The sequence below is a fragment of the Nitrospira sp. CR1.1 genome (assembly GCA_014055465.1).
GTDB lineage: Bacteria > Nitrospirota > Nitrospiria > Nitrospirales > Nitrospiraceae > Nitrospira_A.
Genome location: WIAF01000016.1, coordinates 1 through 13,055, shown reverse-complemented (window position 1 = coordinate 13,055; position 13,055 = coordinate 1). Strand labels below are relative to the sequence as shown.

The following is a 13,055-nucleotide window of genomic DNA, read 5'->3' as shown; positions in this document are numbered from 1 at the left end:
CGCCTTCACACGCCGACCAATCGGGATTGCTGTTCCGATTTGCCGAACGCGCTCAACATGGACAGGAAAATCAACCGGCCGTCTTCGTTGCCCAGCACCGTTTCCGCGCTTCGTTCGGGGTGTGGCATCATCCCCAACACATTCCCGTCAGCATTCATGATCCCCGCAATATTGTCCAGAGAACCGTTCGGATTCGCCTCAGGCGTCACCTTGCCCTCTGCCGTACAATACCGGAAGATCACTTGCGCATTGGCCTTGATGCCGCCCAGCGTAACCGGATCGGTGTAATAGTTGCCATCCGCGTGCGCAATGGGAATCTTCAGCACCTGGCCGGACTCGCAACGATTGGTGAATCGAGTGGCGGCATTCTCCACCTTCACATACACATCCTTGCAAATGAAGTTCAGCGAGGTATTTCTCAACATCACGCCGGGTAACAAGCCCGCCTCCAGAAGAATTTGAAAGCCGTTGCAGATGCCGATGACCAGCCCGCCCTCGCGCGCGAACGCTTTGAGCGCGCCCATGACCGGAGAAAATCTGGCGATCGCGCCCGTCCGCAGATAATCTCCATAAGAAAACCCTCCCGGCAGGACCACGGCATCCAACCCTGCCGGCAAGGTGTCCTTATGCCAGATCATCTTCACAGACTGCCCGAGCACATCCTGAAAGATGTATTCGCAGTCGTGATCGCAATTACTGCCTGGAAACACCACCACGCCGATGTTCATTTCACTCACCCTCACCTCATCGCGGTGCGATGGTAGGATCTGGTTTGACTGCGCGCGTCCAACGAGGGCATTCCAAGGCTACGCGTTGCGCGAGCACAAAGCAGGTCCTGCCGTCGCGCTGCCTCACTGCAACTCGTACCGATAATCCTCGATCACCGTGTTCGCCAGCAACTTTTCACACATCTGCTTCACCTGGGCATCCGCCTTGACGCGATCTGGTTCGTTCACGTCTACTTCCATGTACTTGCCCACTCGCACATTCGCCGCATTCTTGAACCCCAGGGAGTCCAGCGCATGTTCAATCGCCTTTCCCTGCGGATCGAGAATTCCCTGCTTCAGCGTCACATGAATCTTGGCTTTCATTGTGCCTTTCCCACTTCTTGCTGTGCTTTGCCGACCCGCTGCACGTACTTCCTGATCCAAAAGATCACGCCGACCGTCCCAAGCCCTGCCAGCGACATCAGGACGAATGCCCAGCGCCAGGGTGATTCCTTGAGGTGATAGGCCATCAACGCCACGGTAGCGGCCCACACCAGGATCGCCGCGACCAAGCCGTAGTTCAAAAACAACTGGAGAAACCGGTTCATGCCGATCCTATTCACAAACCCGCTTCAAGACTTCTTGATAGGCCTCTTCGATTTTGCCGAGATCTTTGCGGAACCGGTCTTTGTCCATCGACTCCTTCGTTGTCTGATCCCAGAACCGGCAAGTGTCGGGAGAAATCTCGTCGGCGAGAATGAGTCGATTGTGAAAGACGCCGAACTCCAGCTTAAAATCCACCAACAGCATACGTCGCTGCTTGAAGAAGGGTGCCAAGACCGCATTGATCTTGTGGCCCAGCTCGCGCATTTCACGCAACACCGCCGGCGTTGCGACGTTCAACATACGCAAATGGTCGTCATTCACCAACGGATCGCCCAGTGCGTCGTCTTTATAATAAAACTCGATGATGGCGGGGTCGATGGCGGCACCTTCTGCAAGACCCAATCGCTTGGCGAGACTCCCCGCCACCACGTTCCGGACCACCACTTCCACCGGCACAATCGTCACCTTCTTGGTGAGCATCTCGCGATCGCTCACGCGTTCAATAAAGTGGGTCTGGATTCCCTGCTGCTCGAGAAGTCGAAACAGCCTCTCCGACACCCGGTTGTTGACCACGCCCTTGTCGACGATGGTCCCGCGCTTTTGCGCATTAAACGCGGTGGCGTCGTCTTTGAAATACTGCAACACCTGATCCGGGCGTTGGGTCGTGAAAATTTTTTTGGCCTTGCCCTCGTACAACATTGTGCCAGCCGGTTCGCCAGTCATCCTCAATCCTCCAACTACCGTGCGAACAATTCCAGAATGTCGTCCAGCGGTCTGATGGTTCCCAGCAACGTGGGGTGTCCGAACCGTCGGTCATGGCGATATTCTTTCACCTGTTCAAGTGCGCGGATCAAACCGTGAAAGTCCTCCAGCTTGTCCGTCTCGAAATAGGTGATGAAGTCAAAGTCGTCCAGGCCGCTCGAATGATACAGTTTCCGTTTCACAGTATTCATGTAAGGCAGCGCCGCTTGCGTGTGCTCCTGCATGAGCGCAGCGCGCGTGTCCAGATCCAACGCCCACCACTCGGCATCTTTTCTGATCGGAATAACGATGGCATAGGATTTCATTCCCGCGTCAGTCGACAGCTGCAACTCTTTCTTCATGGAATCGGGAAATCCAGGTGCGTAGGCCGCCTTCTTGGTCAGACCATGCAAATAACTCGTCGCCACCAGATGGCGCCCCAACCGAGTGCCCAGCAACGAGGTGAGAAACTGTTGCGTATCAGACAAGGCGTGGGCATGGATGCGGAACATGAAGTCAGCATGGTCCGAAAGCCCGCGAAGCAGATACGATTCGATCACAATCTTATTCGAGAATTGCTCGATCAGCCCCTTGACCTCAGACACGGCAATGACGCGCGCTTCGCCAGTGAGATCCCACCAGTCATGATCCATTTGGAACGCAGCGAAGGTGCCGTAGACGCCGGGCTGGGTCAGCAGGACCTCTCGATCGACTGCCCGGGCCGGCACAACCACCGCCCCGAACAACACCGCCACCATCAGCACGATCCTCATTATTAATGCAGCCATCAGGCGCGCCTCTTCCGGCGTCGCTTCGCCGGAATCGCACGGGCGCCGAAGACCCGGCGGAACACCTGATCCAAATGCCGCAGATAATACAGGGGGTCGAAACAGGCCGTAATCTCGCCCGGCTTAAGATGAGTAGTAATGAACGGATCTCGAGTGACGAGTTCCTGAAATCCAATCCCGCCTTTCCAGGCCGTCATGGCATTGCGTTGCACCGCCTCATAGGACTCCTTGCGCTGGGCGCCCTTATCGATCAACGCGAGCAGCAGCCGCTGCGAATACACCAGCCCCCCGGTCAAATCCAAATTCCGCTGCATCCGCTCAGGATACACCACCAGGTTCTTGATCAGATCGGTCACACGGGCCAACATGTAATCCACGAGAATGGTGCTGTCGGGCATGATCACCCGCTCGACCGAAGAATGGCTGATATCTCGTTCATGCCAGAGCGCGACGTTTTCCATCGCCGCCAGGCTATTAGCACGCACGAGGCGCGCAAGACCGCAGAGATTTTCCGAGGCAATCGGATTGCGCTTATGCGGCATCGCCGAGGAACCCTTTTGCCCTTCTGAAAAATATTCTTCCGCCTCCAGCACTTCCGTCCGCTGCAGATGGCGGATTTCCGTGGCGATCTTTTCGATGGTGGCAGCCAGCAACGCCAGGGCGGACGCATAAGCCGCATGCCGATCGCGTTGCACAATCTGATTCGAAACCGGATCCGAGGCCAGCCCCATCCTGGCACACACGTATTCTTCGATTTCCGGCCCTTGATGCGCGAATGTCCCCATCGCGCCGGAGAGTTTGCCCACCGCAATGTCTGCCCGGGCCGCTTGAAGCCGTGTCCGGTGACGGCAGGCCTCTTCGTACCAAATGGCCAGTTTGAACCCGAAGGACACCGGTTCGCCATGGATACCATGCGAACGGCCGACCATCACCGTATGGCGATGCTCGAGCGCGCGCGCCTTCAAGACGGCGATCAACTCGTTGAGATCTTCAAGGATCAGATCGAGCGCCTCGGTCATCTGCACCGCCAGAGACGTATCGACGATATCCGATGAGGTGAGCCCCATGTGGAGAAAGCGATGCTCGGGCCCCACGGACGCCATGAGCGATTCAAGAAACGCGATCACATCGTGCTTCGTCACCTTTTCAATTTCGGCAATGCGCGCCACATCGATTTTCGCTTTTTTGCGAATCTTTGCGCTCGTACCGCGCGGAATCTGTCCGGCCCGTTCAAACGCCGCGCAAGCCTGAAGCTCAACTTCCAACCAGATCTCGTACTTGTGTGTCAAATCCCAGATGGCCGCCATGCGCGGCCTGGTGTAACGGTCGATCATCTCTTCCTCGTTATTCGCCGCTCGTGAAGCGTCGTTCGTTCAGGCATCCGAACGGGAATCCCTGCGAAAGACGTGTCACGTCTCACGTGTCACGTGAGGGTCGGAGCCCACGACCGGCAATTCCGGAAACGCGCGTTTCCGCTCCAAACGGCCGTCCGATCCAAGCACCTTGTCGAGAATACCGTTGACAAACTTGGAGGCTTCTTCATCGCCGAAACTTTTCGCGAGCTCGATTGCTTCATTCAGCGTCACCTTCGCCGGCACTTCCGGCACATACAGCAACTCGAAGCATCCCAGCCGCAAAATGTTCCGATCGATGATCGGCATGCGGCCGACTTTCCAATTGGTGGCATACGTGCCGATTAACGCATCCAGCTCTTTTTTCTGTTCTCTGACTCCGGCGACAAGGCGCTCCGCGAAGACCCGCAGCTCTTCGGTAAGGGGATAGTGCAGCCAAAAATCGTCCAGCCACGGACCCGCCTGGCCATGAATATCGTATTGGAAAAGAATTTGTACTGCCCGTTCACGGGCTTGGTGTCGAGAGGCCATAAGACAACGCCGGTCAGCGTTTCGACCTCGCGGCCGTTCGTCCGGCTCTTCGTGAGGAGGCGGACGGCGACACGTCCTCGCTCTCGTCTTTTTTGAGTTGTCGCATGACATTGACCATTTCAATGGCCGTTTTCGCGGCATCGGCGCCACGATTGAGCTTCGCCGGATCCGCGCGTTCAATTGCCTGCGCCACCGTGTCGGTCGTGAGCACGCCAAAGATCACCGGCAGATTCGATTCCATCGACGCTTGCAGGATGCCCCGGCTCACCTCAGCGCTGATGTATTCAAAATGGGGGGTGTCGCCTCGAATGACGGCGCCGAGACAGATGACCGCATCGAATCGACCTGACCGGGCGAGCTGGCGGGCCACGAGGGGAATTTCAAATGCACCGGGCACTCGCACGACCTCGATCGCCTCGTCGGACGCTCCGGCCTTGGTCAGCGCCTTGACGCACTCGGTCAACAGGCGGCTGGTGACGAACTGATTAAATTTGCTCGCCACGATCCCGACAGTCAGCCCCCTGGCGTCTTGGGAGCCTTTGCGAAGCTTCATGCAGTGAGATACCGATTCACACGTTTCATGGATTGCGCGTACGCCGAAGAAAGAGAGGGATCATACCTGGAAACTCCCCCAAATGGCTATACGTTTCAGGTGCGCCTGTTTCTCTTACGAGGGCGCTCGCAATGAGGGCGCAGCAGTGTGAATCAGACCTTTTTCAACAGGTGACCGAGCTTGGCTTTTTTCGTGCGAAGATATTTTTCATTGTCGGCGCGGGGCGGGATTTCGATCGGCACGCGCTCAACCACTTTCAACCCATACCCTTCAATCCCGACAATCTTGCGCGGATTGTTGGTGATCAAGCGGATCTTATGCAGCCCGAGCTGGACCAAGATCTGCGCGCCGACGCCATAGTCGCGTAAATCAGCCTTGAAGCCGAGTTGAAGATTCGCTTCGACCGTATCGCTGCCGGAATCCTGAAGGCCATAAGCTCTTATCTTGTTCAGCAGGCCGATTCCTCGCCCTTCCTGATTGAGATAGAGCAACACTCCGCGGCCATCCTTCTGGATGATCTCCATGGCCCGATGGAGTTGCTCGCGGCAGTCGCACCGCAGCGAGCCCAGCACATCCGCCGTCAAGCAGCCGGAATGAACCCGGACGAGCATGGGTGTCTCGGCATCAACCTGCCCCTTTACCAAAGCAATATGAGTCGCTCCGTCGATGTCGTTCTCGAACGCAATCGCCTCAAAATCACCAAACATGGTGGGCAAAAACGCACTCGCCGCCCGTCGCACAAACGTCTCACGGTGCATCCGGTATTCGATCAAGGCCTTGATCGTCACCATTTTTAATTTGTGACGCTTGGCGAACTTGGTCAACTCGGCCACGCGCGCCATCGTCCCGTCTTCATTCATGATTTCGCAAATAACTCCCGCGGGATAGAGTCCGGCCAATCGCGCCAGGTCCACCGACCCTTCGGTCTGTCCCGCGCGCCGGAGCACCCCTCCGACTTGCGACTTCAAGGGGAAAATATGACCGGGTCGCGCCAGATCGGCCGGAGAACAACGGGGATCGATCGCGACATGGATCGTCGTGGCGCGATCTGCCGCAGAAATGCCTGTCGTGATACCTTTCCGGGCATCAATTGACACCGTGAACGCGGTGCCAAAGGTAGCCGTGTTCTCCGCGGCCTGCGGCGTCAGCTGCAACTCCTCCACCCGCTCCGGCGTGAGGGCCAGGCAGATCAACCCACGTGCATGCTTGGCCATGAAGTTGACCGCCTGCGGGGTAACCTTGCTGGCCGCCATCACGAGATCACCTTCGTTCTCGCGATCCTCATCATCGACGAGGATGACGAACTTCCCCTTCTTGATGTCCCGAATGGCCTCTTCGATTGAGTTAAACGGTGTCGCCATAGTCCCTCTATTGTACAGACCGGCCTGCGTGGGTGCCCAGCTAACTCTTTTCAAACCATACCTGTCAACGGGAAAACCCTTCGGCACTCGGAGCTTCCGCGACCACCCGGGGCCGCCACCGCAGGGCGGAACTTACCGTCATCGCGGCGGCAGCGCTCACCAGCGCCAATCCGAGAAACCCCGGCACGAACGTCCCCGTACCCTCCCGTAGCAGGCCGAACCCGATCGGCACAAAGAATCCGCCGATCCCTCCGGCGGCCCCCACCAGACCCGACGCCAGACCGATATCCTTGGGAAACCACTCGGAGACAATTTGAAAGATCACGCCGTTGCCGAATCCCATGACAGCAATCGTCACCATCAGCAGGCTCGCCAACCAGGGCAGTGCGGGAAGCGACCCCGCAAATGCCGTCATGAGAGCGAGTGCGATCAACACACCAGCCAAGACCGGCAGACCTCCCCAGCGATCCGCCACATACCCGCCCACCGGACGGATCAGGCTGCCGGTCAATCCGCAGAGCGCGGCTATTGCGCCGCCGACAATCGGGTCGCTGCCGTACTGATCATGCAGCAGCACCGGAAGAAAACTCGTGAGGCCGACAAATCCGCCGAACGTAATACCATAGACGAGGCACAGCCAATAGACGGACGGCACATGCACCATCCCCCACGCTTGCTGCCACCAGGCGCCCCCTCCGGCGGAACGAGCAGGAAGCTCTTCCCGCACCACCCGGGCGAACAGGCCGATGGCCACCAGAATCGGAATCGCCATGACGCCGCAGGCGCCATGCCATCCCCACTGTCCCTCCCATCGTGGCGCCAGCAAAAGGACCAACACCGTTCCGATATTGCCGGACGCGACCAACCCCAATACGAGGCCTTGATGGGCGGCAGGATAGGCCCGACTGGCAACAGGCATGGCCACGGCAAAACTTGCGCCTCCGGCTCCAAGGAGTATCGCCATTCCCAGCAACTCTACATACTGTGTCCCGTTGAGAGCCGCCCAGATGACCGCAATCAGTTGCAGCCCCAACACCAATAGACCGGTTCGCCTGGCCCCATACCAATCGCAGGCCCAACCGGCCACAATACGCAGCAGGGCACCACTGAGAAGCGGGAGCGCGACCAACAGGCTCTGTTGCGTCGCCGTCAGGTGCAGATCCTCGCCGATCGCCACGGCCAGGGCCCCGAAGATCAGCCATACCATGAAACTCACGGTGAGATGCAGCCAGGCGCCTGCCAGGGTCGGCCAATGCCCGCTACGCAGGGCCATTCCCAAGGTGCTGAGACTCCCCAACGACTTCATCCTGCGCGATTTAATCCGTTACCATCCAATTGGTCTTTCAGCATCACCCACGCACTATACGAGGCGCGATTTCAGAGACGCAAGCGAGGCGGGAGCGCGTCCGCCCGGCTCATTGTTGCCCGGCGCCCGACATCTGGTATAGTCAGCCCCTACATCCCTATAGGTTCGATTGGCATGGCGCAGCGTAAACCAAAACACGATTCCGATTCAGACGCGGTCCTGGACGAAGAAGACGTCCTAGAACCGGAGGCCCTGGAGCCAACGGACGATGAGGTGTCGGAGGAACATGAGGCGGCCGAGCAGCAGCCGTCAAAAGAGACGCAGGATGCCCCGCTTTCCACGTCCCTGGTCCCCGTCACCACCCTGCAGCAATATCTGACGGAGATTCGCCGGTATCCCTACCTCAGCAAAGAAGAAGAGTTGCGCCTCTTCGAGGAGTATCAGCTTCGCGGGAGCCGTGATGCGGCGATGAAACTTATTCTTGCCAATCTCCGGGTCTCCGTCTCCATCGCCTCCGAATACCTGCATACGGGCGCTGACCACATGGACCTGATTCAGGAAGGGAACGTCGGCCTGCTGCAGGCGATCAAGAAGTTCGATCCGACGAAGAACGTGCGCTTTTACGCCTACGCAGCCTGGTGGTCCAGGGCGTACATCCTCCGCTACCTGCTGAACACCTATCGCCTGATCAAGGTCGGCACCACTCAGGATCAGCGCAAGCTCTTCTACAATCTGAAGAAGGAAAAGGCCAAGCTCGAACGCGAAGGCTTCGCTCCGGACAGCAAACTGTTGGCTGACCGGCTCAACGTGCGCGAACGCGATGTCATCGAGATGGATCAGCGGCTAGGCAGTTGGGAGTTATCCCTCGACCAACCCATCGGCCAGGAACACGACGGCACCTTGATGGACGTGTTGCCTGCGCACGAACAGCCGGCGGATGAAAAACTGGCCGACACGCAACTGAAGGCGCTGTTTCGGCGCAAGCTGGCGGAGTTCACCAAGACGCTGGACGAGCGCGAGGAGGACATTCTTCGCAACCGCATTCTGTCCGAAACCCCCTTGACCCTCGAAGACATGGGCGCCAAGTATGGCATCACGAAGGAACGGACCAGGCAACTGGAGGCCCGAATCATCAAACGACTTCGTGATTTCATCAAGAAGGATGTGAAGGACTTTGACCGTCTTCGGATGTAAGGCGGCGCCTGGTGTCAGGATCGCCCTCACCGTTCTGGTGCTGGGGACCGTCCTTGAATCCGCCTGTACGCTCCCTTCTCACGCCGCCTCGCCCATCACCGTGGAAAATTCCCGGCCTGGCCAATCCGACTGGGTCTTGACCGATTCCGCCGACCATGAAGTTGAGGGTTATGCCTCGGCCACGAGCATCCAGCGCGGCGAGCCTCTTCGCTTGTATATTCACAGCATCGATCCCAGGGTGACGCTCGCGATCTATAGGATGGGATGGTATGGCGGGGCCGGGGCCCGCCTGGTGCGGGGCGGCATTACTCTGCCGGGCATTCGGCAGCCCATGCCAACCGCGGATCCCGTGACCGGCCTCATCGAATGCCACTGGCAGGTCTCATACACCCTGACCACGGAATCGACCGACCACTCTGACTGGCTCAGCGGGATCTATCTCGTGAAACTGACCGGCTCGGCCAGCGGCAAACAGAGTTATATCATCTTCGTGGTCAGAGAGGACGATCGGCCGTCGGAGTTCCTCTTCCAATCAAGCGTCACAACCTTTCAGGCCTACAACAACTGGGGCGGCAAATCGACCTATCCCTCCAACAGCCGGGATGAGCAATGGGCACGCAAAGTGTCTTTCAACCGTCCCTATGCCAGGAGCCAACATCCTCAAGGGGGCAGCGGCGTAGGTGCGGGAGAGTTCCTCACCGCCATGTCGATTCATCCGACCCGCACGCTCTCGACCGCTGGCTGGGAGTACAACATGGTGCGTTGGCTGGAGCGAAATGGCTATGACGTGACCTATAGCACGGACATCGATACCCATACGCAGGCGGAATTCTGGAAAGGCCGCAGGGCCTGGCTCTCTGTCGGACATGACGAATACTGGTCCCAGGAGATGCGACGGCATGTAGAGGCCGCTCGCAACCAGGGCATCGGCCTGGGGTTTTTTTCCGCCAATACCTGCTACTGGCAGATCAGGCTCGGGCCAAGCCTCCTCACCGGCGAGCCGAACCGGACCATGGTGAGCTATAAGGAGGTCGCCCTCCAGGAAGATCCCCTGGCGCTGGATGGCGATCCCTCGAACGATCACCTGATCACCGTCCAATGGCGCGAGCCCCCTGTTCAACGACCGGAAGATGCGCTGCTGGGCGTCATGTACGGGACCGTCCCGGTTGATGGAGACATTCTCGTCACCAATCCCTCGCACCCGCTCTTTGACGGTGTTGACCTGCCACCCGACCATCGTCTCCCAGGCCTGCTGGGGTACGAAATCGACCAGGCGTTTCCCGGCGGACCAGCCGGCTTGGTCATCCTGGCGCATTCCCCCTACCCGAGGGATGGCCAGGTGATCTATGGCGACATGACCATCTACGAGGCCCCGAGCGGGGCGTCCGTATTCGCCGCCGGGACGATTCAATGGAGTTGGGGGCTCGACGACTACAATGCGCCGGCATTGCGGACCGCCCGTTCCAGCGAGGCAGTGCAACGAATGACCATCAACGTATTGAGATTGCTGGCGTCCAAGGCCTCCACCCCCGTTCACTAATCAGGCCGGGGGCCTTCTACGGTGTGCACCAGACTGCCGCTCCGGTGAGCCGCATCTACGCGTTTCTCAGAATCTTATGGGCTAGACTCAGGTGCGTAATTCGTAGAATCAACGACTTGCGTGATACTTTCCCATTGCATCTCGCGGAAGAATAATTTTATAGTCCATCCATTGACTTCCCTCGTCATAGCGCTATCTATGACTCGAGTTTTCTGCAGGTAGCCCTTGCAGTAACACGTCAGAGCTGAATTTCCAGCTTTCACACAACTGTACATCAGGGCCTCGGCGCTCACTAATCTAGAAGGAGGATTGGGTATGGCTACGGAATCGAAAGAGAAGAAATCCACGGCGGCGAAGAATTTCCAGCCGCTCGGTGATCGCCTGTTCGTCACCTACACTGAGGAAATGGAACGGACCTCGGGGGGAATCTATGTCCCTGACTCCGCGAAGGAAAAGCCGCAGCGAGGCATTGTGCAGGCCATCGGAAAGAAAGTGGAGAACATCAAGGTCGGCGACCAGGTGTTGTTCGACAAGTACTCCGGCAGCAAGCTCCGCATCGAAGACGAAGAATGCCTCATCCTCAAAGAAGAAGATATCCTGGGCATCTTCACCCACTAATCTCTCACGAACCCGACTAACGATTATCTGACGACTAACGGAGGAGACTTATGGCAAAGCAATTGTTGTATAGCGAAGCGGCGCGGGCAGCCATCCTGAGAGGGGTGAACCAGCTCGCCGATGCCGTGAAGGCAACGCTCGGCCCAAAGGGCCGGAACGCGATTTTGGACAAGAAGTTCGGCGCCCCGACGATCACCAAGGACGGCGTGACGGTGGCGAAGGAAGTCGAACTCAAGAATCCGTACGAGAACATGGGCGCTCAGCTGGTTCGCGAAGTCGCCAGCAAGACCAGCGACACGGCCGGTGACGGAACCACCACCGCCACGGTGTTGGCCCAGGCGATCTACCGGGAAGGCGTCAAGAACATCACTGCCGGCGCCAATCCGATGGAAATTCAGCGCGGCATCAACAAGGCCGTGGAAGTTGTGATCGCAGAGCTCAAGAAGCTCAGCAAGCCCTGCCAGAACAAGACCGAGATCTCCCAGGTCGGCACCATCTCCGCCAACAACGACAAGACCATCGGCGACCTCATCGCGGAAGCGATGGAGAAGGTCGGCAAGGATGGCGTCATCACGGTTGAAGAAGCCAAGTCGATGACCACCTCGCTGGACGTCGTCGAGGGCATGCAGTTCGATCGCGGCTACATCTCCCCTTACTTCGTGACCAACGCCGAGCGGATGGAAGCCGTCATGGACGAGCCGCTCATCCTCATCAATGAAAAGAAAGTCAGCAGCATGAAGGACCTCCTCCCGGTCCTCGAGCAGGTTGCCAAGCTGGGCAAGCCGCTCATCATCATTGCTGAAGAGGTCGAAGGCGAAGCGCTGGCGACCCTCGTGGTCAACAAGCTGCGCGGCACCCTCAACGTGTCGGCCGTGAAGGCTCCGGGCTTCGGCGATCGCCGCAAGGCCATGTTGGAAGACATCGCGATCCTCACCGGCGGCCAGGTCATCTCCGAGGACCTCGGCTTGAAGCTCGAGAACGTCAAGTTGACGGATCTCGGCCGTGCCAAGCGCGTCACGATCGACAAGGACAACACCACGATCGTCGAAGGCCATGGCGACCCGAAGAAGATCGAAGGCCGCGTGAAGCAGATCAAGGCCCAGATCGAAGAGACCACCTCGGATTACGATCGCGAGAAGCTCCAGGAGCGGCTGGCGAAGATCGTCGGCGGTGTGGCCGTCATCAATGTCGGCGCCGCGACCGAGACCGAAATGAAGGAAAAGAAGGCGCGCGTGGAAGACGCCTTGCATGCCACCAAGGCGGCCGTTGAAGAAGGCATCGTCCCCGGCGGAGGCACGGCCTATCTGCGCTGCCTCAAGGGCTTGGATTCCCTCAAGGACCTGCCCCTGGAGCAGAAAGTCGGCGTGGACATCGTGCGCCGCTCGCTCGAAGAGCCGGTTCGTCAGATCGCTGCCAACGCGGGAGCCGAAGGTTCCGTGGTGGTCGGCCGCGTCCGCGAGGACAAAAATGCGAACGGCGGCTACAACGCCGCTACCGATGAGTACGTGGACATGATCAAGACCGGCATCATCGATCCGACGAAGGTGTCCCGTTGCGCATTGCAGAACGCCGCCAGCGTCGCGGGTTTGATGCTGACGACCGAAGTCATGATCACGGAATTGCCGGAAGAAAAGAAAGAACCTGCCGGTGGCCATGCTGGTCACAACCACGGCATGGAAGGCATGTACTAAGGTTTCCGTTTCTTCTTCGCTGTCGAAGACCGGTCCGGCGGTGGCCCCGCCGGGCCGGTCTCTTTTT

14 protein-coding genes are annotated in these 13,055 nt (G+C 58.5%); 4 read left to right on the top strand and 10 right to left on the bottom strand.

Translation table 11 applies throughout. The features are described from left to right. Positions 1 to 5: 5 nt before the first annotated feature. The 10 genes from purQ to GDA65_19125 all read right to left on the bottom strand — a co-directional run bounded on the left by purQ (position 6) and on the right by GDA65_19125 (position 7,945). Positions 6 to 728, bottom strand: a complete 723-nt coding sequence (gene purQ, locus GDA65_19170) for a phosphoribosylformylglycinamidine synthase subunit PurQ (protein MBA5864808.1) — start codon at positions 726 to 728, stop codon at positions 6 to 8. Positions 729 to 851: 123 nt separating this feature from the next. Further along, the gene (gene purS / locus GDA65_19165; GenBank protein MBA5864807.1) at positions 852 to 1,091 is read right to left on the bottom strand and encodes a phosphoribosylformylglycinamidine synthase subunit PurS; all 240 of its coding nucleotides are present in this window, start codon (positions 1,089 to 1,091) and stop codon (positions 852 to 854) included. After that, a complete protein-coding gene (locus GDA65_19160; protein MBA5864806.1) occupies positions 1,088 to 1,315 on the bottom strand; it encodes a hypothetical protein in 228 nt (75 codons plus the stop codon). The genes purS and GDA65_19160 overlap by 4 nt, the downstream gene beginning before the upstream one ends. A 7-nt stretch (positions 1,316 to 1,322) precedes the next feature. Further along, the gene (locus GDA65_19155; GenBank protein MBA5864805.1) at positions 1,323 to 2,036 is read right to left on the bottom strand and encodes a phosphoribosylaminoimidazolesuccinocarboxamide synthase; all 714 of its coding nucleotides are present in this window, start codon (positions 2,034 to 2,036) and stop codon (positions 1,323 to 1,325) included. A gap of 14 nt (positions 2,037 to 2,050) precedes the next feature. After that, positions 2,051 to 2,842, bottom strand: a complete 792-nt coding sequence (locus GDA65_19150) for a chlorite dismutase (GenBank protein MBA5864804.1) — start codon at positions 2,840 to 2,842, stop codon at positions 2,051 to 2,053. Next, positions 2,842 to 4,176: an adenylosuccinate lyase gene (locus GDA65_19145; GenBank protein ID MBA5864803.1), complete on the bottom strand. Its 1,335-nt coding sequence runs from the start codon at positions 4,174 to 4,176 to the stop codon at positions 2,842 to 2,844. The genes GDA65_19150 and GDA65_19145 overlap by 1 nt, the downstream gene beginning before the upstream one ends. Positions 4,177 to 4,251: 75 nt before the next feature. Then, entirely contained in the window at positions 4,252 to 4,725 is a 474-nt protein-coding gene (nusB, locus tag GDA65_19140) for a transcription antitermination factor NusB (protein ID MBA5864802.1), read from the bottom strand. Between the two features lie 13 nt (positions 4,726 to 4,738). Further along, positions 4,739 to 5,278, bottom strand: a complete 540-nt coding sequence (locus GDA65_19135; protein MBA5864801.1) for a 6,7-dimethyl-8-ribityllumazine synthase — start codon at positions 5,276 to 5,278, stop codon at positions 4,739 to 4,741. A gap of 152 nt (positions 5,279 to 5,430) precedes the next feature. Next, a complete protein-coding gene (locus GDA65_19130) occupies positions 5,431 to 6,639 on the bottom strand; it encodes a bifunctional 3,4-dihydroxy-2-butanone-4-phosphate synthase/GTP cyclohydrolase II (GenBank protein ID MBA5864800.1) in 1,209 nt (402 codons plus the stop codon). 64 nt (positions 6,640 to 6,703) lie between these two features. Further along, positions 6,704 to 7,945, bottom strand: coding sequence for an MFS transporter (locus tag GDA65_19125; protein MBA5864799.1), 1,242 nt, complete (start codon positions 7,943 to 7,945; stop codon positions 6,704 to 6,706). Between the two features lie 174 nt (positions 7,946 to 8,119). Between GDA65_19125 and GDA65_19120 the strand changes: the two genes are divergently transcribed. The 4 genes from GDA65_19120 (at position 8,120) to groL (ending at position 12,988) form a co-directional block, all read left to right on the top strand. Then, entirely contained in the window at positions 8,120 to 9,139 is a 1,020-nt protein-coding gene (locus GDA65_19120) for a sigma-70 family RNA polymerase sigma factor (GenBank protein ID MBA5864798.1), read from the top strand. Beyond that, positions 9,120 to 10,679 carry a hypothetical protein gene (locus tag GDA65_19115; GenBank protein MBA5864797.1) on the top strand — a complete coding sequence of 520 codons (1,560 nt, stop codon included), beginning with the start codon at positions 9,120 to 9,122 and terminating at the stop codon, positions 10,677 to 10,679. The genes GDA65_19120 and GDA65_19115 overlap by 20 nt, the downstream gene beginning before the upstream one ends. A gap of 315 nt (positions 10,680 to 10,994) precedes the next feature. Then, positions 10,995 to 11,297, top strand: coding sequence for a co-chaperone GroES (locus GDA65_19110; GenBank protein ID MBA5864796.1), 303 nt, complete (start codon positions 10,995 to 10,997; stop codon positions 11,295 to 11,297). A 50-nt stretch (positions 11,298 to 11,347) separates the two neighbouring features. Continuing rightward, positions 11,348 to 12,988, top strand: coding sequence for a chaperonin GroEL (groL, locus tag GDA65_19105; protein ID MBA5864795.1), 1,641 nt, complete (start codon positions 11,348 to 11,350; stop codon positions 12,986 to 12,988). Positions 12,989 to 13,055: the final 67 nt, after the last annotated feature.